This is a genomic window from Billgrantia desiderata, assembly GCF_900108215.1.
GTDB lineage: Bacteria > Pseudomonadota > Gammaproteobacteria > Pseudomonadales > Halomonadaceae > Halomonas > Halomonas desiderata.
In genome coordinates this window covers 158,471-180,104 of sequence record NZ_FNVC01000006.1, presented here as the reverse complement: position 1 = coordinate 180,104, position 21,634 = coordinate 158,471, and the positions used below count along the sequence as shown (strand labels likewise).

The following is a 21,634-nucleotide window of genomic DNA, read 5'->3' as shown; positions in this document are numbered from 1 at the left end:
GAGGTGGCGCCGAACACTTCTTCCTGCAGCTCGGGCTCGGCGAGGAAGTCCTGGGCGGTGGTGACGAACAGTCCGGCCTGACAGGCATGGGCGCTCTCGCCGACCTGGCCGCGGGCCGCTTCGCGTACCTTGCCGTTGGATGAGAGCCGCTTCACACCCTGCTCGTAGGCGTCGTGGATGCCCGGGGTGAGCATGGTCTGGCCGGCGCTCTGCTTGACGGCACCCCCCGCGGTCTCGACGAAGGCGCCGAGCTCGGCGCCCTTCACGCCGATCACCAGCCCGGGGTTGGTGCAGAACTGCCCGGCGCCCATGTTGAGCGAGGCGACGAAGCCTTCGGCGAGCTTGTTGCCGCGTGCCTTGAGCGCCTCGGGCAGCAGGAACACCGGGTTGATCGAGCTCATCTCGGCGTAGACCGGGATCGGCTGGGGGCGGGCCTGGGCGGTTTTCATCAGCGCGGTGCCGCCGGCGCGGGAGCCGGTGAAGCCCACCGCCTGGATGCGCGGATCGGCCACCAGCGCCTGGCCCACCTCGCGGCCCGAGCCGAACAGCAGCGAGAACACCCCTTCGGGCAGGTTGCTCTTCTCCACCGCTCGCTGCACGGCGCGGCCCACCAGCTCCGAGGTGCCGGGGTGGGCGGAGTGGGCCTTGACGATCACCGGGCAGCCGGCAGCGAGTGCCGAGGCGGTATCGCCACCGGCCACGGAAAAGGCCAGCGGGAAGTTCGAGGCGCCGAACACGGCGACCGGGCCGAGCGGAATGTGGCGCTGGCGCAGGTCGGCGCGGGGCAGCGGCTCACGCTCGGGCAGGGCCGGATCGAGGCGCAGGTCGAGCCACTCGCCGGCGCGTACCACCGACGCAAACAGGCGCAGCTGACCGCAGGTGCGGCCGCGCTCGCCCTCGAGGCGGGGGCGGGGCAGGCCGGTCTCGGCCATGGCGCGTTCGATCAGTTCGTCGCCGATGGCCTCGATCTCGCCGGCGATGGTTTCGAGGAATGTGGCGCGCTGCTCCAGCGTCGTCTCGCGGTAGACGCCGAATGCCGCTTCGGCCAAGGCACAGGCGCGCTCCACCTCGGCCTGGGTGCCACCGGCGTAGGCGGGTGCCAGCCGCTCACCGGTGGCGGGGTCGACGGCGTGGATGGGCGTGGAACTGCCGCTGACGGCCTCGCGGCCGATCAGCATCTTGCCTAGCAAGGTCATGATGGCTCCTAATTTCGTACTAGTTAATTGCGATAGCTCAATCCGCTTCAGGTTTCCTGATACTTAGCGTACATATTCCTCGCGCGGTTCAGGTGCTGGAACATCGTTTCACGAGCGGCTTCCGCATCTCTCGACAGAATCGCCTCAAGAATATAGGCGTGTTCCTCCTGTACACGTGCCAGGTAGCGCTCCGAGGTCACGGGATTGATTTCTATGCTGAGTAGCTTGGCGCGAGGGATCACACTCTGGCTAAGCTGCTCGTAGAATTGGTTGAAAAAAGGGTTCTTGGTTGCCTGGACGATCGCGTGATGGAATTCGTAATCCTCCACGCGCGCCTGCGATTTATCCGCATGTGCCTTGACGAAGGCTTCGTGGCGAATATGCAGGACTCGACGGTCCTCTTCGTCATGCCGCAATGCTGCCAGCTCTGCTGCCGCTGGCTCCAATGTCAAACGTAACTCAAGCACGTGAAGGATATCCTTCACCGTTGTCGGATTGATGCGCTTGGCAGGCCTTGCCTCAATGGTGGTCGAACGCAAGACGGTCGTACCGACGCCGCGACGTGTCTCGACCAGTCCGAGCGACTTGAGGTGGGTAATGGCTTCACGGATTACCGTGCGGCTGACGCCAAAGGAATCGCACAAGCTGCTCTCAGGCGGCAACTTGTCCCCAACCGCGATCTTGCCTTCAGTGATCAGGACTTCAAGCTGGTCCGCCACGTGCACAGAGAGGCTTCCCTGCTGGCCGACCCTGCGCACATTGAGCTGCCCTAATTCAGCTGGCATATCAACTTCCTCGGCATGAATGTATCTCTCACAAACATACGCCTATTTATCCAGGCTGGCTCGGCCGGGAACTAACGGACGAGAGCCGGCCGTTTGGGGTCGAACTCCCAGCCGGGAATCAGGTACTGCATGGCCATGGCATCGTTGCGCTGTGTCACGTCGAGGCTCTGATACAGACGATTCGCCTCCATCAGCTTCTCCTCGTCCAGCTCGACTCCTAAACCCGGCACCTTCGGCACGCTTAGCTTGCCATCGCGGATCGCGAACGGATTCTTGGTGATCCGCTGGCCATCTTGCCAGATCCAATGAGTATCGATGGCCGTGATCTCGCCGGGGCAAGCCGCGGCCACATGGGTCATCATTGCAAGTGAAATATCGAAGTGGTTGTTGCTGTGAGAGCCCCATGTCATGCCCCACTCATTGCACAGCTCGCCCACCGCCACAGCGCCCTGCATGGTCCAGAAATGGCAGTCTGCCAGAGGGATATCCACCGAATTGAGCTGAACGGCATACTGCAACTGCTTGAAATCGGTGGCGATCATATTGGTCGCGGTAGGCAATCCGGTGCGCTTCTTGAACTCGGCCATGGTCTCGCGACCGGAGTAGCTCTCCTCTTGGCCGCAGGGATCCTCGGCATAACTGAGCAGGTGCTTGATAGGATCGAGCACCCGTACTGCCTCGTCGAGCTTCCAGGCGCCGTTGGGGTCGAGCGTCAGTCGTGCCTCGGGGAAGGCGTCGTGCAGTGCACGGATGCACTCCGCTTCCTCCTCACCACGTAGCACACCACCCTTGAGCTTGAAGTCCTTGAAGCCATAGCGTTCATAGGCCGCCTTGGCCAAGTTGGCCACCGCCTCGGGCGTCAGCGCCTCGCGATAGCGCACCTCATCCCAGGCGTCCTGCGGATTTTCCGTCTTGGGATAGGGCAGATCCGTCTTGGCAGGGTCTCCGAGAAGGAACAGGTAGCCCAAGGCTTCGACCTCATCGCGCTGGCGACCGTACTGGCCTAGCAAGTCAGCTACCGGCATCTGCAGCGCCTGGCCATAGAGGTCGAACAGGGCCGACTCGATACCGGTGATCACATGCACCGCCACACGCAGATCAAAGGTTTGGCGACCCCGCTCCTCGCGACCGTTTTGCGCCAGCAACAAACGCACCCGATGCAAGGTCTGCTTGATCTCGTTAACCCTAGAGCCCTCCACAAGGGAGCGGCACTGCTCCAGCCCCTTGAGGATGCCGGCACTGGACGGAATCTCTCCAACTCCTTGATTGCCGGCATCATCTTCCAGAATGACGACGCAGCGAATGAACCATGGCGCATGGCCACCGCTGAGGTTCAACAGGAAGCCGTCGTAGCCGGCCACCGGGACCACACGCATGCTCTTGATCGAAGGAAACATGGACCACCTCTCGTTAGGTCAATAAAGTCTTGTGGCGGGTGTTCTGCCAATAGGTAAAGACCAGGAAGATCAGCGCGACCGCAAGGAACGTTAAACTAATGGGCCGCATGACGAATACCGACCAATCCCCCCCCGACTGCAGCAGAGCACGGCGTAGATTGGACTCTGCAATGGGGCCGAGTATTAGCCCAAGGATGACCGGCGCCGTCCCGAAGCCATACTTATTGAGGAAGTAGCCGAGCACGCCGAAGCCGAGCATCAGATAGACATTGAAGATATCGGAATCAACGGCGTAAACACCGATCACACAGAACACTAGGATCATTGCCATCAGTAGCTTACGCGGAATCTGCAGCACTTTGACGAAGAGCCGGATACCAAACCATTGGAACATCAGCATGAAGATATTGGCGACGAAGAAAGCAATGAATATTCCGTAGATGATCGCGCCCTGCTCAGCGAAGAGCATCGGTCCGGGACGAATCCCCTGAATCATCAACCCGCCCATTAAAACAGCTGTTGCAGCCTCACCAGGCACACCCAGAGTCAACATGGGTATCAGCGAGCCCCCCACCAGCGAATTGTTGGATGACTCGGAGGCCACTATGCCCTCCGGGTGCCCGGTTCCGAACTTCTCGGGCGTCTTGGACATCTTCTTGGCTTGGTCGTAGGAGAGGAAGGAGGCGATGCTCCCACCCGCACCGGGGATCGCACCTACAATGGTTCCGATAACGGAACTAGAGAAGAGCACTTTCCAACTTCTTATCACCTCCAGCCAACGTGGCGCCGCCTTGTCCAGCTTGGTCTTGGATGTGTCAGCTTTCTCCGTCTTGAAGTAGTCGACGACATCGGCCAGTACTTGGGAGACGGCGAAGAGGCCTATCAGAGCCGGCAACAGATTAATACCGGTCAATAACGAGTAGTTGCCATAGGTAAAGCGAGTGACCCCGGCGATGGGGTCGGTACCCACCGTGGCCAGTAGCAAGCCGATCAGGCCAGCGACCAACCCCTTGATTAGGCTCTTGGCCACCGAGGCGATAATCACAAGCCCGAAGATACTGAGTGCGAAATACTCAGGAGCACCAAAGCGCAACGCAAATTCCGCGATAGGGGGGGCCAACACACTCAGTACCACGGCACTGAAGATGCCCCCAAGGAAGGAAGCAACGATGGCAATGCCCAGGGCACGACCCGCCTGCCCCTTGCGTGCCATGGGGAAGGCATCCAGGGTCGTCGCCACCGAAGACGGCGTACCGGGGATATTGAGCAGCGTCGCCGATACGGAGCCCCCGGCGATGGCACCACAGAGGGTGCCCAGCAGCATGCCGATGCCCATCACAGGCGGCATGCCGAAGGTCAGAGGCAGCAGTAGCGCAATAGCCATGGCCGCCGTCAGGCCAGGCAAGGCCCCCATGATGAGTCCGAGCAGGGTGCCACCGGCGATGGCCAGCAGAACATAACCCTGAAACACCAGCCCGAAGGCGTCTAGATAATCCGCCATGTTATACCCCCATCACGCCAAGGGTGGGCAGAATGATGCCGAACCCTTGGCTAAATAGGAAAAAGATCAATAGGGAAACTATCATCGAAAAAGCGCCTAGCTTGGCGATACCCTTGGCCGATATCCCGCTTTCATCGCCGGGGCTCAACATCACCAGGGTACCCACTACACTAAATACCAGCAGTGCTGTCGACACCACATAACCCAGAGGTTCCAGCACCACTGCATAAAGGACTAACAGCAAGAAGACTACGAGCCAGCTGACAACAGGGATGACCGAGCCTCGAGAGAAACTCGCCTCCTGGCAACCTTCATTATGCTTGGCCGTTGCATAAATAAGCTTGAGCAGAGAAACACTCAAAAGCACTAGGAGAAGCGTGCATATCGCCTTGGGGAAAAACGCCGGTGGCAAACTGCCACCGGCGGCACTTCCTCTAATCGAGAAAGACTCCATCAGGAAGTATCCTGCAAGGCCTATCAACACAAGATGAACGACGGCTTCTGTTATAGACCGTTTCATTATCTTACCTCACTGCCGAAGCTTTGCTGCCTCATCAATCATCAGACGCGCTGTCCTTTCTACGAACTCGTCTAACTCATCACCATAGAGAGGCATGATATCAGACCCCATCATTTCGGCAGCTCGCTGAAACTCCGGACTCTCGACGGCGGACTGAATGGCTTCAACCCACCTGTCTTCGACCTCTTGACTGATTCCTTTAGGCGCAGCCACACCTCGCCATTGACTGACAGAGAAGTCGTAACCTTCTTCCAACATCGTCGGCGCTTGGGAAATGGCTCCACTTCTCTCGTCACCAGTAGTCACCAGCGCCGTCAATCGGCCAGACTCAATACCTGAAACCACTTCCGATGGATTGAGAACGACAGCATCGATATGACCTCCCATAGCTGCCGTAACTGCATTCGCACCACTATCGTAAGGAACTACGTCAAATTCGACACCGAGCTCCTCGGCTAAAGCAACCGCCATGACGTGTGTCGAGGAACCAACACCGGAAGCCCCAACCATCAAGCGCGCGTCATTCTCTTGAAGATGGTCAACTAGATCTTCAAGGGTTTCCCACCCCTTACCACTATTGACTGCAAGGACGTAGGGCTCAACCAGCACTCTGGCAATATACTCGAAATCGGTATAGGTAAAGTCGACATTACCCAGCCCTTCCAAGGTGAAAGTGGCATTGGTCGGAATGGTTACAACATAGCCATCCGGCTTTGCAGATAGGGCCCTAGAGAAACCAACAGCACCACCACCGCCAGAGAGGTTTCTGACAACGATATTGGTGCCCAACACTTCCTCAACAGGGTTTTGTAGCGCTCGAACTACGTTATCCGCGCCCCCACCAGCATTCCATGGAACGATGAATTCGATGTTTCGCTCTGGATAATTGCTATCAGCCAGAGACTGTACTGTAAAACCAGCGGCGCCCACGGCAAGGGAGAGTGCAATCATTGTCTTTTTCATATTTATACCTCGTGATGCTATGCGTGTTTTTGCAGCGTTGTGCCTTTATAACTGCTTCGCAATATTCACCAGCGTCTCTAGCTGCTGGCGCTCTTCGGAAGTCGGCATGGTCAGCGGCGCCCGCACCTCGCCGGCCGGACGTCCGATGATCTCGGCGCCTGCCTTGATCAGGCTAACTGCATAACCTGCTTTCCGATCCCTGAGATCCACGAAAGGGATGAAGAAGTCGTTGGTGATCCGCTTGACGACCTCACGGTTCCCCTTGCGGAGCTCCTGGTAGAACTTCACCGCCATGTCCGGTACAAAATTGAACACGGCCGATGAGTAGGTATTCACGCCAATAGAGAGGTAGGCCTCGGCGAAGATCTCGGCGGTGGGCACGCCACCCACGTAGACCAGGCGATCCCCCACGCGTTTGACGATCTTGTTGAGCGCCTGGATATCGCCCTTGCCATCCTTCAGGCCGATCAGGTTCGAGCATTGGTCCGCCAGCGCCTGCACCGAGTCGGCATCGAGAATGCCGTTGCCGCGGTTGTAGTAGATGACATTGATCGAGGTGGAGTCGCAGATCTGCCGGGCATACTCGACCAGTCCATCCTGGGGACACTCGGTCAGGTAGGGCGGCATCAGCAGGATGCCGTCGGCGCCCTCTTCTTCGGCCACCTTGGCGAAGGCCTTGCCGCTCTCGACGCTCAAGCCAGCGCTAGCGATCACCGGCAGCTTGCCATCAACAGCATTAACGGCCACCCGCACGATCTCGCGATACTCATCGAGCGAGAGGTTGAAGAACTCCCCCGTGCCGCCGGCGACGAAGACGGCCGAGATATCGTGGCTGATGAACCACTCCAGACGACGACGATAGCTTTCCGCATCGAAGCGTCCTTCGCTATCGAAATCAGTAATGGGAAACGACAGCAATCCATCTCCTACGGCGTGTACCACAGCTGCTCTGGAAAATTTCACGAACTCTTCCTCTTCGGTTGCACGCATCGCCGGCTATGGGTCCGCTGACGTACTAGCTTGGGACGACCGACTACGCTTGTTGTCATACATCATACAACATACAAGCTAATAACCCGCTCTCAGCCCTGCAAGGAATAATGTAAAAAATAGACCAAAGTCTAAAACGCTCTGTTAATTCGAATACATCGTGTCAATCAACAGACTTCAGCCCAGGTCGCCGAAGCGATACTGCAGCAGCGACAGCGCCACAACCGGCGCGGTTTCGGTGCGCAGGATGCGCGGGCCGAGGGTGAGCGGGGCGAAGCCAGCGGCCTTGGCGCTTTCGACCTCGGCCTCGGCGAGCCCGCCCTCGGGACCGATCAGCAGCGCGGCGTCGGCGGGCGTGTCGGCCTGCTCGAGCGCCCTCGCCGTGCCCGGGTGCAGCACCAGCCGCAGCGCCTCGCGGCGCTCGCCGAGCCATTCGGCCAGCGGCCTGGGCGGATGCACGGTGGGTACCACGGCACGACCGCACTGCTCGCAGGCGCTGACGGCCACCGCCTGCCAGTGGGCCAGCTTCTTCGCTTCGCGCTCGCCCTTGAGGCGCACGTCGCCGTGCTCGGTATACAGCGGCGTGATGGCGGCCACGCCCAGCTCGACGGCCTTCTGCACGGCGTAGTCCATGCGGTCGCCCTTGGAGATCGCCTGGCCCAGATGCACCGCCAGCGGCGACTCGCCGCGGCCCGCCTCCACCGCGTCGATACGCGCCACCACGCGCTTGCGCCCGGCCTCGACCAGCACCGCCCGGGCCTCCAGGCCGGCGCCGTCGAACAGGCGCACCGGCGCGCCCTCGCTCAGGCGCAACACCCGAGCCAGGTGGTGCGCCGGCCCTTCGGGCAGAACGACGTCGCCGCCGACGGTAAAGTCGGCGGCGACGTGAATGCGCGGCGCGGAGGACACGGCGAGCCTGCCCTTACTGGGTGGACTGCTCGCCCTGCTGCTGGGCCTGCTCGGCCTCGCGCTTCTTCTTCTGGGCGAAGATCGCCTCGAAGTTGACCGGCGCCAGCATCAGGGGCGGGAAACCGCCGCGGTTGACCAGGTTGTCGATGCACTCGCGGGCGTAGGGGAACAGCACGTTGGGGCAGAAGGCGCCCAGGGTGTGCTCGAGCTGGGCACCCTCGATGCCGCTGATGCGGAACAGGCCGGCCTGTTCGATCTCGGCCAGGAAGGAGGTGGTACCTTCCTCGCTGTGACGCACCTGGGCGGTCACCTTGATCGACACCTCGTAGAGTTCCTCGCCGACCTTGCGGCTGCTGGTGTTCAGATCCAGGCCGACCTTGGGCTTGAACGGCTGCTGAAAGACCGCCGGCGAGTTGGGCGCCTCGAAGGAGATGTCCTTGACATAGATGCGCTGCACGGCGAACTGGAGCTGCTGCTTCTGCTGTCCTGCGGCGGCCTGGTTGCCGCCAGCGGCGTTCTGGCTGTTCTCTTCGGCCATGGGAAGATTCCTTTTGCGTTCTCTTGCGTCTTGTGTGTTGGCTATTTCTTGACCATCGGCAGGCCGTCGGCCTGCCACTGCATCATGCCGCCCTTGAGCTTGAAGACCCGCGTGAAGCCGGCCTTGGCCAGCTTGGCCACGGTGATGCCGGAAGACTGACCGCTCTTGCACACCACGATGATCGGCTTGTCCTTGAGCTTCTCGAGCTCCTTCATGCGCTCGTCGACCTTGCTCTGGGGAATGTTGCGTGCCCCGGCAATGTGGCCGGCCTTGAAGTCGCCCGCCTCGCGAGTGTCGACCACAACGGCGTCCTCACGGTTGATCAGTTGGGTCGCCTGGGTGGACGTCACGCCGCTGGCGGCACTGTTGCGGACCTCGTAGATGATCCAGGCGGTCAGCACCATGAGGAAGGCGCCCACCAGAAGCGGGTGATTCTGCACGAATTCGAACAGCTGATCGATCATGGGTCCGGCACACTCTTTGTCGGAAATAGCGAGAATATCGGTAGGGTAGGGCACCCGGAAGGCGAGAGTATACACCATGCGGCAATGCCCCGCGGCAACGCCGCCGCCAACGTGTCGGGGTCATGACGCTCGCCTGACCGTGCGTTATGATGCCGCAAGCCGAATCAAGTCGCGACCCCCGTCGTCCAGGAGCCTGTCTCGCCGCGCTCTTCTCCACCAAGTCCGAGCGGCGCGGACAGCCTCCCGGACGGCCCGCTGTCGCGTCCACCACGCTCAAGAGGCTCAATACCCCGATGACGACCCAGACCGCCCCACGCCCCGTTGCGCTGATCATTCTCGATGGCTACGGCCACAACCCCGATCCCACCGACAATGCCGTGGCCGCCGCGCACACGCCCAACATGGACCGCCTGTGGCAGCAGCGGCCCCACGCTCTGCTGCATACCGACGGCAAGTACGTGGGCCTGCCCGAGGGCCAGATGGGCAACTCCGAGGTGGGGCACATGAACCTGGGCGCCGGTCGGGTCGTGTATCAGGAACTCACGCGTATCTCCAAGGCCATCGAGGATGGCGATCTCGACATCATTCCCGCCCTGACCGATAGCATCGATGCCGCAGTGAGCGCCGGTCGCGCCGTGCACCTGCTGGGCCTGCTCTCGCCTGGCGGCGTGCACAGCCACGAGGATCACATCCTGGCCATGGCCGAGCTGGCCGCCCGCCGCGGCGCCCAGCGCATCTACGTGCACGGCTTCCTCGACGGCCGCGACACTGCGCCGCGCAGCGCCCTGGCCTCCATCGAGCGCACCAATGCGCGCCTCGCCGAGCTGGTGGGCGCCGACAACGGCTTCGTCGCCTCCATCATCGGGCGCTACTTCGCCATGGACCGCGACAACCGCTGGGACCGCGTCGAGAAGGCCTACCGGCTGCTCACCGAGGGCGTCGGCGAATTCGAGGCCTCCAGCGCCGAACAGGGGCTGCGCGACGCCTACGAGCGCGGCGAGAACGACGAGTTCGTCTCGGCCACCGTCGTCCACACCGAGCAGGGGCCGGCCATCGTCGCCGACGGCGATGCCGCCATCTTCATGAACTTCCGCGCCGACCGCGCCCGCGAGCTGACCCGCGCCTTCGTCGAGGACGGCTTCAGCGGCTTCCAGCGCCGCATGCGCCCGCGGCTTGCCGGCGGCAGCCTGGTCACCCTGACCCAGTACGCCGCCGACATCCCCGCTCCGGCCGCCTTCCCGCCGGCGGACCTGCACAACACCCTGGGCGAAGTGATGGAACAGCGCGGCCTGACCCAACTGCGCATCGCCGAGACCGAGAAGTACGCGCACGTCACCTTCTTCTTCTCCGGCGGCCGCGAGGCCGAGTTCGAGGGCGAGACCCGGGTGCTGGTGCCCTCGCCCCAGGACGTCAAGACCTACGACGAGAAGCCCGAGATGAGTGCCGTCGAGGTAACCGACCGCTTGGTGGAAGCGATCGACTCGGGTCGCTACGACCTGATCGTGTGCAACTACGCCAACGGCGACATGGTCGGCCATACCGGCGACTTCGACGCCGCGGTGAAGGCCATCGAGACGGTGGACGCCTGCGTCGGCCGGGTGGTGGAGGCCATCGAGCGTGCCGGCGGCGCCTGCCTGATCACCGCCGACCACGGCAACGCCGAGCAGATGATCAACCCCGACACCGGCGTGGCCCAGACCGCCCACACCACCTTCGAGGTGCCGCTGATCTACGTCGGCCCCGACGCGGTGACGCTGCTCGACGACGGCCGCCTGTGCGATATCGCACCGACGCTGCTGACCATGATGCGTCAGCCGATTCCCGAGGAGATGAGCGGCCGGGTGCTGATCGAGCCGGCATGATCATCGTCTGCGAGCACCACCGGCCATGAGGCGAGCCCGACGGCAACCGTTCACGACCTTGATCGCCGCCCTGCTCCTGCTGTCGGGCCTGGCCTGGCTCGGGCCCGGGCTGGCCGGCGCACAGGCGCAACCCAGCGAACGTGAAGCTCGCGAGCGGCTCGACGCCATCGGCAGCGAGATCCAGGCGCTCAGCCGGCGCCTGGGCCAGACCCGCGAAGCCCAGGACGAGGCCAGCCGCGAGCTGCGTCAGGTGGAGACGGCACTCGGCGAGACCCACCGCCGGCTCGACGCTATCCAGGCCGACCGCCGCAGCCTCGCCGACGAGCTTGCCGCGCTGGAGTCCGCCCGCGACGAACTGCAGGTCGAGCGGGCCGACCAGGTCGAGATGCTCAATGCCCAGCTCGATGCCCTCTATCGCCTGGGGCTCACACCGCAGTTGAAGCTGCTGCTCAACCAGGACGACCCGGCCCGCCTCGACCGCTTGCAAACCTACCTCAACCACCTGGCCCGGGCGCGCAACGAGCGCCTCGACGAGATCGCCCGCCTGGATGCCGAACTGGCCGAGAACCGGCGCGAGCGGGAGGCCCGCGGCCGGCAGCTCGACGCCCTGGCCGACGAGCTGGAAACCCGCAGCAGCGAGCTGGCCGAGCGCATGGCGGATCGTGAGCGTCTGGTGGCGGAGCTGGGCGAGCGCTACAGCGACGAGCAGTCGCGCATGGCGCGCCTCGACCGCGACCGCAGCGAGGCGGAGCGGGTGCTCGAACGGGTGCGCGAGGAGCTCGCCCGCATGCAGCGCCCGCCGCCCTCCACCGCCATCGAGCGCACCCGCGGCGACCTGCCCTGGCCGGTGCAGGGCAACGTCACCTCGAACTATCGGCGCGGCGACGGCGTGCACTACAACGGCATCCTGATCGAAGCCCGCGAGGGCACGCCGGTCGCCGCCGTGCATGCCGGCCGTGTCGTGTTCGCCGACTGGATGCGCGGCTTCGGCAACCTGCTGATCATCGACCACGGCGACAACGTAATGACACTGTATGCCCATCTGCAGCATTTCGACGCCGAAGTCGGCCGCGCCGTCTCGCGTGGCGACTCCCTCGGCGCGGTGGGCAACAGCGGCGGGCTCGACAGGCCGGCCCTCTACTTCGAAGTCCGCCGTAACGGCGACCCCATCGACCCACAGGCCTGGATGGCACGAAGATGACGCCAGGTGTTTCACAAGCTCCGAGCCACGGGCTATGCTGGACAGCCTCGCCTCGTAACAGCGGAGTTAGCATGTCTTCACGTACCGCCCGCCGACCGTCCGCCGCCAGCCGAACGATGAGCGCGCTAGCGTCGGCAACGCTGTTGATGCTGGCCCTGGCCGCCCCGCCGGCCCTTGCCCAGTCCTCTCCCGTGGACGAGCTGCCACTGGAGGACATCCAGACCTTTGCCGAGGTGTTCGAGCGCATCAAGCGTGCCTACGTGGAAGAGGTGGACGACAGCACCCTGCTGCGCAACGCCATGCGCGGCATGCTCAGCGAGCTCGATCCGCACTCCGCCTACCTCGACCGGAACGAATTCCAGAGCCTGCGCGAATCCACCGAGGGCGAGTTCGGCGGCATCGGCATCGAGGTCGGCCTGGAAGAGGGGCGTCTGACGATCATCACGCCGATCGACGACACGCCCGCCTCGCGTGCCGGCCTGCAGGCACGCGACGTGATCCTGGAGATCGACGGCAACCCCACCGAGCGCCTGTCGCTGCAGGAGTCGGTGACCCTGATGCGCGGCGAGCCCGGCAGCCAGATTCGCCTGCAAATCCTGCGCAGCGGGCAGGAGGCGCCGCTCGACATCACCCTGACCCGCGAGATCATTCGTACCGAAAGCGTACGCAGCGAAATGCTGGAACCGGGCTACGGCTACCTGCGGGTCAGCCAGTTCCAGAGCCGCAGCGGCGAGCAGGTCAACAACGCCATTCGCCGCATGGAGCGCGACGGCCCGCTGCAAGGCCTGGTGCTCGATCTGCGCAACAACCCGGGCGGCGTGCTGCAGGCCGCCGTCGCCGTGGCCGACGCCTTCCTGCAGAGCGGCCTGGTGGTCTACACCGAAGGGCGCCTGCCCGACACCCAGATGCGCTTCTCCGCCAGCCGCGAGACGGTCGCTCCCGACGTGCCGCTCGTGGTGCTGATCAACGGCGGCAGCGCCTCCGCGGCGGAAATCGTCGCCGGCGCGCTGCAGGACCAGCGCCGCGGCGTGATCATGGGTACCGAGAGCTTCGGCAAGGGCTCGGTGCAGCAGGTGATGCCGCTGGGCAACGGTGAAGGGCTGAAGCTGACCACGGCGCTCTACTACACGCCCAACGGCCGCTCGATCCAGGCCATGGGCATCGAGCCCGACGTCAGGGTGGTGCGCGGCCGCCTGGAAGTGACCGAGAGCAGCCGCCAGCTGCGCGAAGCGGACCTGGAGGGCCATCTGCGCTCGCGCAGCGAGCCGCGCGCCATGACCCAGGAGATGAGCGAGCGGCTGCGCGAGGACTATCAGCTCGGCGAAGCGCTCAACCTGCTGAAGGCGCTCAACGTACTCGAGCGCCGCTAGCCTCTTGGCTGAACTGGACGCAGGGAGCCGGCAGCGCTTGCCGGCTCCCTGCGTCCGGCGTCAACGGCAGGAGGCCGGCAAGCGGCCCCGCTCGCCGATGGCCTGACGCATCAGCAGGCGCTTGATCGGCACCAGCCGGTCGACCCCGGAAAGCCCCAGGTTGCGGGACAGCGTCACCAGCGGGTGGCGCGTGCCGAACAGCAGCCGGAAGCCGTCCATCAGCGCCAGCATGGCGCTGTTGTCACCGCGCCGGCGCCGCGCATAGCGCGCCAGCATGCGCGGCTCGCCCAGGTCGATGCCGCGCCGCCGCGCCGTGACGAGCTCTTCGGCCAGCACCGCCACATCCATCAGTCCCAGGTTGACGCCCTGGCCCGCCAGCGGATGAATGCTGTGCGCCGCATCGCCCACCAGGGCGAAGCCGGGCTGCACGTAATCTTTTGCGTGACGCTGGGTGAGCGGCACCGACACTGCCCGGTCGACCACCTTCACCGTTCCCAGGCGCGCCTCGAAGGCCACCTCGAGCGCCTGCCCCAGCGCCTCGGCGTCCAGCGCCGTGAGCCGCTCGGCCTCCTCGGGCGAGGTCGACCAGACGATCGAGCAGTAGTGCGCGTCGCCGTCGATGGTCAGCGGCAGGAACGCCAGCGGGCCGCTGTCGCGGAACACCTGACGCGCCACGCCGCCATGCCCCAGTTGGGTACGCACCGTCGTGACCACTGCCACATGACCGGTGTCGCGGGCATCCACGGCGATGCCCGCCATCTCGCGCAGCGGCGACTGCGCGCCGTCGGCGGCCACCACCAGCGGTGCCGTGAGACGGCGGCCATCCTCGAGCAGCACGCTACGCTCGGCGCCCGTCTCTTCGAGCCCGGTCACGCGCCTGCCCAGCTCGACGCTGACCGTGGGCAGCTCGGCCAGGCGCCGCTCCAGCGCGGCCAGCACCACGTCGTTCTCGACGATATGCCCCAGCACCGGCACGCCGGCCTGCTCCGCCGAGAAGTTGACCTCGCCGCTGCCCTCGCTGTCCCACACCTGCATGAAGCGATAGGGGGTTACCCGGCGCGCCGCCATCCACGGCCATGCCCCGAGCCCCTCCAGCAGCCGCTGGGAGATCGGCGTCAGGGCGCTGACGCGCAGCGCCGGCCGGCCCGTGCCGACCGCCTCGGCGGCCAGCGGCTCGGGGCGCGCGTCGAGCAGCGCCACGCTGACGCCCGCCTGACCCAGCAGCGCCGCCAGGGCAGCGCCTACCATGCCGCCACCGACCACGATCACCTCGAATCGGGTCGCTGGCTGCCGTGCCGTTTCCGTCATTGCTTGCTCTCTCATGAATGCCTACCCAGCGTCATCGCCGGCAGACCGGATAGTCGTGCTTGCCTGGCGCCTCGGCCTCATCGCTCCAACCCCATGGCCCGGCGCGCCAAGCCACGGCGCAGCGGGCCGAACAGGTTGAGCCCCACCAGCCCGGCCGCCCGGGCGTGGGCCAGCAGGCCGCTGTCGATGCCGAACAGACGCACCAGCCCATCGCTGAAGCGAATCACCTGATGGCGGTCGACGATGCGCCTGGCCTCGAAGTCGCGCAGCGTCAGCATGCCGCCCAGCGCTTCGCCGCCGGCCAGGGCCTGCTCGAGAGCCGCCGCCAGGTCGGTCACCCCGCGCAGTGCCAGGTTGAATCCCTGGCCCGCCACCGGGTGCAGCGAATGAGCGGCGTTGCCCAACACCGCCAGCCCCGGCCGTATGGTCTCCTTGGCGGTGACCAGGCTCAGCGGATAGGCGTGGCGACTGCCGACGCGCCGGAAGCGCCCGACGCGGTCGCCGAAGGCCTGCTGCAGCTCGGCCAGGAAATCGCCGTCGCCAAGCGCCAGGTGGGCCTCTTCACGCCCGACGGGAAGGGTCCAGATCAGCGCCATCTGCTGGCCCGGCAGCGGCAGCAGGGCAATGGGCCCCTCGCGGGTGAAGCGCTCGTAGGCGATACCGTCGTGGGGCCGGCTGATCTCGACGTTGGCGATCAGCGCCACCTGATCGTAGGACGCCGAGTCGCTGGCGATGCCCAGCTGCTCCTTGAGCCCCGAGCGACCGCCGTCGGCCAGCACCGTCAAGGCCGCCTGCAGCGTACAGCCATCGGAGAGGGTCAGTCGATGCCCCTCTCCCTCGGGCACGATCGCCTCGACGCTGGCCGGGCAGTGCCACTCGATGGGCAACTCGGCCAGACGCCGATGCAGCACCTGCCCCATCCAGGCGTTGGGCAGTACGTAGCCCAGCGCCGGCTGATCGAGCTCGGCGGCGGTGAGCCGGGTCACCCCCAGGCGCCCCCTTTCGCTGACATGAATGCGCTGAATGGCGGCGGCCTGTTCGGCCATCGCCTGCCACAGACCCATGGCGCGAAAGCGCTCCGCCGAGCCCTGGGCGATGGCACTGGAGCGCGCATCGAAGCTGGGCTGCCACGTCGTGTCCGTCACCTCGGGCATGGCGGCGGCCTCGATCACCGCCACCGACAGCCCGTGGCGCTCGATCAGCGGCGCCAGGGCACAGGCCAGGCTGGCCCCCACCAGGCCGCCGCCGACGATGGCGACATCCACCCGACGCATCGCGGCCGCCGTCATGAGGCCAGACCCGTACTACAGCGCGCCGTTTCGTAACGTAAATTACGTAAAATCATGAAGGAAACGTCCTTTACTGGTTACTCGCTAGCCATCAGTGCCTCGATCTCGGCCACCCGCTTCGGCACATCGGCAGTCAGCACCTCGTGCCCCTCCGCCGTCACCGCCACATCGTCTTCGATGCGTATGCCGATGCCGCGATAGGCCAGGGGAATGTCCTCGTCGGCCGGCACGTACAGCCCGGGCTCCACCGTCAGCACCATGCCCGCTTCCAGCGGCCGCGGCTTGCCGGCGAGGCGATAGCTCCCCACGTCGTGCACGTCGAGCCCCAGCCAGTGCGAGGTCGAGTGCAGATAGAAGCGCTTGTAGCTTTCGTCCTCGATGCGCGCTTCCACTTCGCCCTGGAGCAGGCCCAGCCGGATCAGCCCGGCCGTGAGATCACGCACCACGCCATCATGAATCTCGACCAGGGTCGCGCCAGGGCGAACGGCGGCCACGGCACGCTCCTGAGCGGCCAGCACCAGCTCGTAGAGCTCGCGCTGGGCCTCGCTGAAGCGGCCGCCGACGGGAAAGGTGCGGGTGATGTCACCGGCATAGAGATCGAACTCGGCTCCGGCGTCGATCAGCACCAGCTCGCCGTCGCGTAGCGGTGCGTCATTCTCGATGTAGTGCAGCACACAGGCGTTGGCGCCGCCACCCACGATGCTGGCGTAGGCCGGGCCGCTGCCGCCATGCCAGCGGAACTCGTGCTCCAGCTCGGCCTGCAGGTGGTATTCGGCCAGGCCGGGACGGGCAGCCAGCATCGCGCGCCGGTGAGCGCGTGCAGAGATACTGGCCGCGTGGCGCATCAGGGCGAGTTCAGCCTCGCTCTTGATCAGACGCATTTCATGCAGCAGCGGGGCGAGATCGACATAGCGCTGCGGCGGGCAGGCGCCACGCCGCACCCGTCCGGCCAGGCGCTCGCGTATTTCATCGGCCAGCGCCATGCTCTCGGTGTCGCCGAGCATCAGGTAGAGACTGGTGCGCCCATCGAGCAGGGCCTCCAGCCGTTCGTCGCGCTCGGCATTCTCGAAGGCTTGATCGAGGCCATGCTCGCGCACCGCACCCTCGGCGCCCAGGCGGATGCCGTTCCAGGCCTCGAGGCTCGGGTCGCGGTCCTGGCAGAACAGCACGCTTTCGCCTTCGCTGCGCCCCGGCAGCAGCAGCAGCAGGGCATCGGGCTCGGCGAAGCCGGTGAGGTAGTGGAGGTCGCTGTTCTGGCGGAAGGGGTAGTCGCTGTCCCGCGAACGGGTGACCAGACCGGCGCCGGGCAGCAGCACGGCGCCATCGGTCGGCAGCTGTGCCATCAGCGCCTGACGGCGGGCACGATACTCGTCGTTGCCGATCGGCTCGGGGCGGGGAAGGGGGGCGGACAGCATCATGGCTCCTTGCGTGCTCCGGATGAATGGGGGCGATTCGGGTTCAGTGCCGAGTGGGGTCGCCGCTCTCCACCTGCGGCTGGCCGGGATGCTGCTCGGTATAGAGCAGCATGGCGGCCATGCGTGCATGCTCGGTCAAGGCGAACAGGTCGTTCTCGTTCTCGGCGCTGTCGTCGATGTCGGTCTCTATGGCCGCAAGTCCGGTCAGGTCCTCGATGGCTTCGCGCAGCGCCTGCGACCAGCCTTCACGCTGAGCCTCGCCGGCGTCATCGATCACCTCGAGAAAACCGAGCGTCCACTCCTGCAGCCCTCTGGCCCGTTCGGCCAGCGAAAAGAGCTCGTCGGGCAGTAGTGGTTCGTAGTTGAGGCCGCTGTCGGCAAGCGCTTCGAGGGTCTGGCGGCGCCAGGCCAGCAGCGCCTCACCGCTCTCGCGGTCGCGGGGCTGCTCGACGCCGAGTCCGATACACACCTCCTCGAGCCAGGCGTCGGCGGTGACGTCATTCAGCGCCAGCTCGGCACACAGCCTGCCGTCGAGGAAGGCCGGCGACTGCATACTGCCGTGGAGCAGGAAGAGGTCGGCCAGAGTGGAAAAATCCAGGCGTTCATCGGGCGAAGACATGCAACGGCACCTCATGCGAATGGCGGTGAGTGACCTGATGCCGGCGGCGCTGCGTTGACCGCCTGCAAAGGGCTCTCTTATAGTGGATGATCGAATCGATGTGTCTTGATTCATCGATGTTAACGCATCGGGCCGACAAGCCGACACCGGAGCCCTCCATGAGCGATGACGCCACTCGCCCCACCGCCCAGGTGACCCTGCTTGGCAGGCACTACGTGTTCGCCTGCAACCCCGGCGAAGAACGCAAGCTGGAGCGGGCCGCACGCTATCTCGATCGCGCCATGCAGGGTATCCATTCGCAGAACAATCTGCTCGGCAGTGAGCGCGTGGCGCTGATGGCCGCGCTGAACATCGCCCACGAGCTGCTCGAGATGCAGGATACGCGGCGCGACGAGGAGCAGCAGCTGGGCCAGCTCAGCGAACGTTTGGAGCGAGCCATGGCAAGCGCTGCTTTGGGTAACAGAACTCCCGCCGAATGACGTTGGACGCACCCGGCAGCTCTGTTAGGATGAAGGTGTTCCCTGGGGTGTTGGCCAGTCGTTGAAGTCCCTCGAGCCTATGAGCAATACCCAGGGCGGCCATTAGCTAGCCGGACCCGTGTGCATGTCCGTGCGTCGGAAAGCCTGACGGTTCGGCTGCGGCCACCCACCTTGAACCAAGGGTTCAAGGGCCAGAACGACAGCGGCACTCTGGGGAACCTCACCTAGTCATGAATCTTCTTGTTGACGCTCTCAGCGCCGATGCCTTCTCTACTCGTCGCGAGCTACGCCAAGCGCTCAGACACCGCCGCCGGGCCTTGAGCCCAGGCCAGCGCAAGCAAGCCGAACGCGCGCTGTGCCGCCGTCTCAAGCAACTGCCCGAAGTGCATCGGGCCAGGCGCGTGGCACTCTATCTACCCAACGACGGCGAGATCGATCCACGGCCGCTCATGGCCTGGCTAGAGCGCCGCGGGGTTCGTCTTTACCTGCCCGTATTGAAGCCGCTCTCGGACAACAGCCTGTGGTTCGTCCACTACCACCCGGGCACGCCCATGCGGCGCAATCGCTTCGGCATACCCGAACCGCATACCCGCCATGGCGCGCATCGCGCTCGGCGCATGCCGGCATGGGCGCTGGATCTGATCCTGCTGCCGCTGGTGGGCTTCGACGACCGGGGCCAGCGCATGGGCATGGGCGGTGGCTTCTATGACCGCAGCCTGGCCTTCACCCTGAGGCCCGGCCCGCGGCCGACCCTGATCGGCCTGGCCCACGACTGCCAGCGAGTGGACCGCCTGCCGGCAGCCCCCTGGGACGTACCGCTGGACGCCATCGTCAGCGATACCCGGGTCGTGCGTCCTTGAGCCTCGCGATGCCCAGATAAAAGCCGGGCGAAAAAAAACCGGCCGAAGCCTGGCTTCGACCGGTTCCATTCGTTGTGATTGGCGCTATTCGATCTGACGCTATCTGACCATGGCACTGTCTGCCGACTCAGCCACCCGCGAGGGCCTGGGCATAGCCGGTGACGACGACACCAATGCCAAAGGCCAGCACCAGTGCCATGACCAGATCGGGCTTACGCTTCATTGTTACCAGCTCCTGACGTTCCCGTTATTGAACCGTGACGCGGTAGCCGCGACAGGGCCGACTATAGGGCTTGGCAGGCGTTGATGACAACCGCTCGAAGCGACGATTACAAAAAGAAACCCGTGCCAGTTCTCGCCTTTGCCGTAAGTCAGCGCTAACCCATGGTTTTCGAACGTCAGGCCATGAACAGGCGATAGGCGTCGTTGTCCGACTCCTTCCAGTAGCGATAACCGATCTCGTCGAAATACTCCTCGACGTGAGAGCGATCGCCGTTGGGCACCTGCATGCCGACCAGCACGCGACCGAAGGCGGCACCGTGGTTGCGATAATGGAACAGCGAGATGTTCCAGTCCTGGGGCAGGTGGGTGAGGAAGTTCATCAGCGCCCCGGGACGCTCGGGGAACTCGAAACGATAGACCTCCTCGTCGAAGTGCTCCTTGGGCCGACCGCCGCCAAGGTGGCGGATGTGCAGCTTGGCCAGCTCGTTGTCGGTGAGATCGACCACCGGGTAGCCGGCTTCACGCAGCTTTTCGATCACCGCCTGTCGATCCTCGCCGCCCGGCTTGACCTGCACGCCGACGAAGATGTGGGCTTCCTCGGGGTCGGCGTAGCGGTAGTTGAACTCGGTCACCATGCGTTTGCCGATGGTGCGGCAGAACTTCTTGAAGCTGCCGGGGCGCTCGGGAATGGTCACCGCCAGGATCGCCTCGCGCTGCTCGCCGAGCTCAGTGCGCTCGGCAATGTGCTGCAGGCGGTCGAAGTTGGTGTTGGCACCCGAGTTGATGCACAGCAGGGTCTGCCCCTCGACCCCGGTCTGCTGAATGTATTTCTTGAGCCCGGCCAGCGACAGCGCCCCCGAGGTCTCGGACACCGCCCGGGTGTCGTCGAAGATGTCCTTCACCGCCGCGCACATCTCGTCGGCGTTGACGGTGATGACGTCATCGATCAGGTCACGCACGATCTTGAACGGCACCTTGCCGATCTGCGCCACTGCCACGCCCTCGGCGAAGACCCCGACCTGATCGAGAGTCACGCGCTTGCCGGCGGTGAGCGCCGCCTTGAGGCAGGCGCTGTCTTCGGCCTCGACGCCGATCACCTTGATGTCCGGGCGCAGGTACTTGACGTAGGCCGCCACCCCGGCGATCAGTCCGCCGCCGCCCACCGGCACGAAGATGGCATCCAGTGGCCCGGTGTGCTGACGCAGGATCTCCACCGCCACGGTGCCCTGGCCGGCGATGACGTCGATGTCGTCGAAGGGCGGGATGTAGGTGTAGCCGTGCTCGGCCATCAGCTCCTGGGCATGCTCGGCAGCGGCGGCGAAGGCGTCGCCCTTGAGCACCACCTTGGCGCCGCGGGCGCGCACTGCCTGGACCTTGATCTCCGGGGTGATGCGCGGCATGACGATCACCGCTTTGACGCCCATCAGCTTGGCCGCCATGGCCAGCCCCTGGGCGTGGTTGCCGGCCGAGGCGGCGATCACGCCCTTGGCCTTCTGCTCCTCGGAGAGCTGCGCCATCTTGTTGTAGGCGCCGCGAATCTTGAACGAGTAGACCGGCTGCAGGTCCTCGCGCTTGATCAGGATCTGGTTGTTGAAGCGCCGTGACAGGAAGGGAGCCGGGGAAATGGGCGTTTCGCGGGCCGCTTCGTAGACGTGGGCCTGGAGGATCTTCTTGACGGTAGCTTCGAGCATCCTGAGGTTTCCAAGGGTGGCGCAGAGGGGCGGCAGCCTGTGCTGCACTGCAGAG

The 21,634-nt window shown here is 64.7% G+C and carries 20 protein-coding genes and 1 other RNA gene; 6 read left to right on the top strand and 15 right to left on the bottom strand.

The window, feature by feature from the left end; translation table 11 throughout:
* The 10 genes from C4S71_RS08425 to C4S71_RS08380 all read right to left on the bottom strand — a co-directional run.
* Window positions 1-1,196 (bottom strand): aldehyde dehydrogenase (NADP(+)) (locus tag C4S71_RS08425; protein ID WP_103968845.1); only part of this gene is annotated, 1,196 nt, incomplete at its 3' end.
* 47 nt (window positions 1,197-1,243) lie between these two features.
* Entirely contained in the window at window positions 1,244-1,981 is a 738-nt protein-coding gene (locus C4S71_RS08420) for a FadR/GntR family transcriptional regulator (protein ID WP_103968844.1), read from the bottom strand.
* A gap of 71 nt (window positions 1,982-2,052) precedes the next feature.
* Window positions 2,053-3,378, bottom strand: a complete 1,326-nt coding sequence (locus tag C4S71_RS08415) for an enolase C-terminal domain-like protein (protein WP_103968843.1) — start codon at window positions 3,376-3,378, stop codon at window positions 2,053-2,055.
* A 13-nt stretch (window positions 3,379-3,391) separates the two neighbouring features.
* Window positions 3,392-4,879 carry a tripartite tricarboxylate transporter permease gene (locus tag C4S71_RS08410; protein ID WP_103968842.1) on the bottom strand — a complete coding sequence of 496 codons (1,488 nt, stop codon included), beginning with the start codon at window positions 4,877-4,879 and terminating at the stop codon, window positions 3,392-3,394.
* Window position 4,880: 1 nt separating this feature from the next.
* Complete coding sequence (locus C4S71_RS08405) at window positions 4,881-5,399, bottom strand: tripartite tricarboxylate transporter TctB family protein (RefSeq protein WP_103968841.1); 519 nt, start codon at window positions 5,397-5,399, stop codon at window positions 4,881-4,883.
* Window positions 5,400-5,408: 9 nt separating this feature from the next.
* Window positions 5,409-6,362: a Bug family tripartite tricarboxylate transporter substrate binding protein gene (locus C4S71_RS08400; protein WP_103968840.1), complete on the bottom strand. Its 954-nt coding sequence runs from the start codon at window positions 6,360-6,362 to the stop codon at window positions 5,409-5,411.
* Window positions 6,363-6,407: 45 nt separating this feature from the next.
* Window positions 6,408-7,352, bottom strand: coding sequence for a 5-dehydro-4-deoxyglucarate dehydratase (gene kdgD, locus C4S71_RS08395; RefSeq protein WP_422666842.1), 945 nt, complete (start codon window positions 7,350-7,352; stop codon window positions 6,408-6,410).
* A gap of 177 nt (window positions 7,353-7,529) precedes the next feature.
* A complete protein-coding gene (locus C4S71_RS08390) occupies window positions 7,530-8,261 on the bottom strand; it encodes a 16S rRNA (uracil(1498)-N(3))-methyltransferase (protein ID WP_103968839.1) in 732 nt (243 codons plus the stop codon).
* 13 nt (window positions 8,262-8,274) lie between these two features.
* Window positions 8,275-8,799 (bottom strand): protein-export chaperone SecB, encoded by a 525-nt coding sequence (gene secB / locus C4S71_RS08385; protein WP_086510681.1) that lies wholly within the window; start codon window positions 8,797-8,799, stop codon window positions 8,275-8,277.
* A gap of 41 nt (window positions 8,800-8,840) precedes the next feature.
* The gene (locus C4S71_RS08380; RefSeq protein ID WP_086510682.1) at window positions 8,841-9,263 is read right to left on the bottom strand and encodes a rhodanese-like domain-containing protein; all 423 of its coding nucleotides are present in this window, start codon (window positions 9,261-9,263) and stop codon (window positions 8,841-8,843) included.
* A 293-nt stretch (window positions 9,264-9,556) separates the two neighbouring features.
* On the opposite strand from C4S71_RS08380, the gene gpmI reads away from it, so the two are divergent.
* From gpmI to C4S71_RS08365, 3 genes are all read left to right on the top strand, one after another.
* Window positions 9,557-11,125 carry a 2,3-bisphosphoglycerate-independent phosphoglycerate mutase gene (gene gpmI, locus C4S71_RS08375; RefSeq protein WP_103968838.1) on the top strand — a complete coding sequence of 523 codons (1,569 nt, stop codon included), beginning with the start codon at window positions 9,557-9,559 and terminating at the stop codon, window positions 11,123-11,125.
* A gap of 25 nt (window positions 11,126-11,150) precedes the next feature.
* Window positions 11,151-12,326, top strand: coding sequence for a murein hydrolase activator EnvC family protein (locus C4S71_RS08370; protein ID WP_235014260.1), 1,176 nt, complete (start codon window positions 11,151-11,153; stop codon window positions 12,324-12,326).
* Between the two features lie 71 nt (window positions 12,327-12,397).
* A complete protein-coding gene (locus C4S71_RS08365) occupies window positions 12,398-13,696 on the top strand; it encodes a S41 family peptidase (RefSeq protein ID WP_437124122.1) in 1,299 nt (432 codons plus the stop codon).
* Window positions 13,697-13,756: 60 nt separating this feature from the next.
* On the opposite strand, the gene C4S71_RS08360 is transcribed toward C4S71_RS08365, so the two are convergent.
* The 4 genes from C4S71_RS08360 to C4S71_RS08345 all read right to left on the bottom strand — a co-directional run bounded on the left by C4S71_RS08360 (window position 13,757) and on the right by C4S71_RS08345 (window position 18,327).
* The gene (locus tag C4S71_RS08360; protein ID WP_235014258.1) at window positions 13,757-15,019 is read right to left on the bottom strand and encodes a UbiH/UbiF/VisC/COQ6 family ubiquinone biosynthesis hydroxylase; all 1,263 of its coding nucleotides are present in this window, start codon (window positions 15,017-15,019) and stop codon (window positions 13,757-13,759) included.
* A 62-nt stretch (window positions 15,020-15,081) separates the two neighbouring features.
* Window positions 15,082-16,293, bottom strand: a complete 1,212-nt coding sequence (gene ubiH / locus C4S71_RS08355) for a 2-octaprenyl-6-methoxyphenyl hydroxylase (protein WP_103968835.1) — start codon at window positions 16,291-16,293, stop codon at window positions 15,082-15,084.
* A gap of 77 nt (window positions 16,294-16,370) precedes the next feature.
* Window positions 16,371-17,708, bottom strand: coding sequence for a Xaa-Pro aminopeptidase (gene pepP, locus C4S71_RS08350; protein WP_103968834.1), 1,338 nt, complete (start codon window positions 17,706-17,708; stop codon window positions 16,371-16,373).
* Between the two features lie 43 nt (window positions 17,709-17,751).
* Entirely contained in the window at window positions 17,752-18,327 is a 576-nt protein-coding gene (locus C4S71_RS08345) for a UPF0149 family protein (RefSeq protein WP_086510690.1), read from the bottom strand.
* Between the two features lie 158 nt (window positions 18,328-18,485).
* On the opposite strand from C4S71_RS08345, the gene C4S71_RS08340 reads away from it, so the two are divergent.
* The 3 genes from C4S71_RS08340 to C4S71_RS08330 all read left to right on the top strand — a co-directional run bounded on the left by C4S71_RS08340 (window position 18,486) and on the right by C4S71_RS08330 (window position 19,666).
* Window positions 18,486-18,806 (top strand): cell division protein ZapA, encoded by a 321-nt coding sequence (locus C4S71_RS08340; protein WP_086510691.1) that lies wholly within the window; start codon window positions 18,486-18,488, stop codon window positions 18,804-18,806.
* Between the two features lie 36 nt (window positions 18,807-18,842).
* A non-coding RNA gene (ssrS, locus tag C4S71_RS08335) (6S RNA) lies at window positions 18,843-19,027 on the top strand.
* Window positions 19,028-19,036: 9 nt separating this feature from the next.
* Complete coding sequence (locus tag C4S71_RS08330; RefSeq protein ID WP_086510692.1) at window positions 19,037-19,666, top strand: 5-formyltetrahydrofolate cyclo-ligase; 630 nt, start codon at window positions 19,037-19,039, stop codon at window positions 19,664-19,666.
* A 398-nt stretch (window positions 19,667-20,064) separates the two neighbouring features.
* On the opposite strand, the gene ilvA is transcribed toward C4S71_RS08330, so the two are convergent.
* A complete protein-coding gene (gene ilvA / locus C4S71_RS08325) occupies window positions 20,065-21,579 on the bottom strand; it encodes a threonine ammonia-lyase, biosynthetic (RefSeq protein ID WP_103968833.1) in 1,515 nt (504 codons plus the stop codon).
* Window positions 21,580-21,634: the final 55 nt, after the last annotated feature.

Bases quoted from the DNA above. Each gene is read 5' to 3' on its own strand.
- ubiH (WP_103968835.1), bottom strand. From the start codon at position 16,293: ATGACGGCGGCCGCGATGCGTCGGGTGGATGTCGCCATCGTCGGCGGC.
- C4S71_RS08415 (WP_103968843.1), bottom strand. From the start codon at position 3,378: ATGTTTCCTTCGATCAAGAGCATGCGTGTGGTCCCGGTGGCCGGCTAC.
- C4S71_RS08380 (WP_086510682.1), bottom strand. From the start codon at position 9,263: ATGATCGATCAGCTGTTCGAATTCGTGCAGAATCACCCGCTTCTGGTG.
- C4S71_RS08360 (WP_235014258.1), bottom strand. From the start codon at position 15,019: ATGAGAGAGCAAGCAATGACGGAAACGGCACGGCAGCCAGCGACCCGA.
- ilvA (WP_103968833.1), bottom strand. From the start codon at position 21,579: ATGCTCGAAGCTACCGTCAAGAAGATCCTCCAGGCCCACGTCTACGAA.
- secB (WP_086510681.1), bottom strand. From the start codon at position 8,799: ATGGCCGAAGAGAACAGCCAGAACGCCGCTGGCGGCAACCAGGCCGCC.
- C4S71_RS08400 (WP_103968840.1), bottom strand. From the start codon at position 6,362: ATGAAAAAGACAATGATTGCACTCTCCCTTGCCGTGGGCGCCGCTGGT.
- pepP (WP_103968834.1), bottom strand. From the start codon at position 17,708: ATGCTGTCCGCCCCCCTTCCCCGCCCCGAGCCGATCGGCAACGACGAG.
- C4S71_RS08405 (WP_103968841.1), bottom strand. From the start codon at position 5,399: ATGAAACGGTCTATAACAGAAGCCGTCGTTCATCTTGTGTTGATAGGC.
- C4S71_RS08410 (WP_103968842.1), bottom strand. From the start codon at position 4,879: ATGGCGGATTATCTAGACGCCTTCGGGCTGGTGTTTCAGGGTTATGTT.
- C4S71_RS08330 (WP_086510692.1), top strand. From the start codon at position 19,037: ATGAATCTTCTTGTTGACGCTCTCAGCGCCGATGCCTTCTCTACTCGT.
- C4S71_RS08345 (WP_086510690.1), bottom strand. From the start codon at position 18,327: ATGTCTTCGCCCGATGAACGCCTGGATTTTTCCACTCTGGCCGACCTC.
- C4S71_RS08340 (WP_086510691.1), top strand. From the start codon at position 18,486: ATGAGCGATGACGCCACTCGCCCCACCGCCCAGGTGACCCTGCTTGGC.
- gpmI (WP_103968838.1), top strand. From the start codon at position 9,557: ATGACGACCCAGACCGCCCCACGCCCCGTTGCGCTGATCATTCTCGAT.
- C4S71_RS08370 (WP_235014260.1), top strand. From the start codon at position 11,151: ATGAGGCGAGCCCGACGGCAACCGTTCACGACCTTGATCGCCGCCCTG.
- C4S71_RS08365 (WP_437124122.1), top strand. From the start codon at position 12,398: ATGTCTTCACGTACCGCCCGCCGACCGTCCGCCGCCAGCCGAACGATG.
- kdgD (WP_422666842.1), bottom strand. From the start codon at position 7,352: ATGCGTGCAACCGAAGAGGAAGAGTTCGTGAAATTTTCCAGAGCAGCT.
- C4S71_RS08420 (WP_103968844.1), bottom strand. From the start codon at position 1,981: ATGCCAGCTGAATTAGGGCAGCTCAATGTGCGCAGGGTCGGCCAGCAG.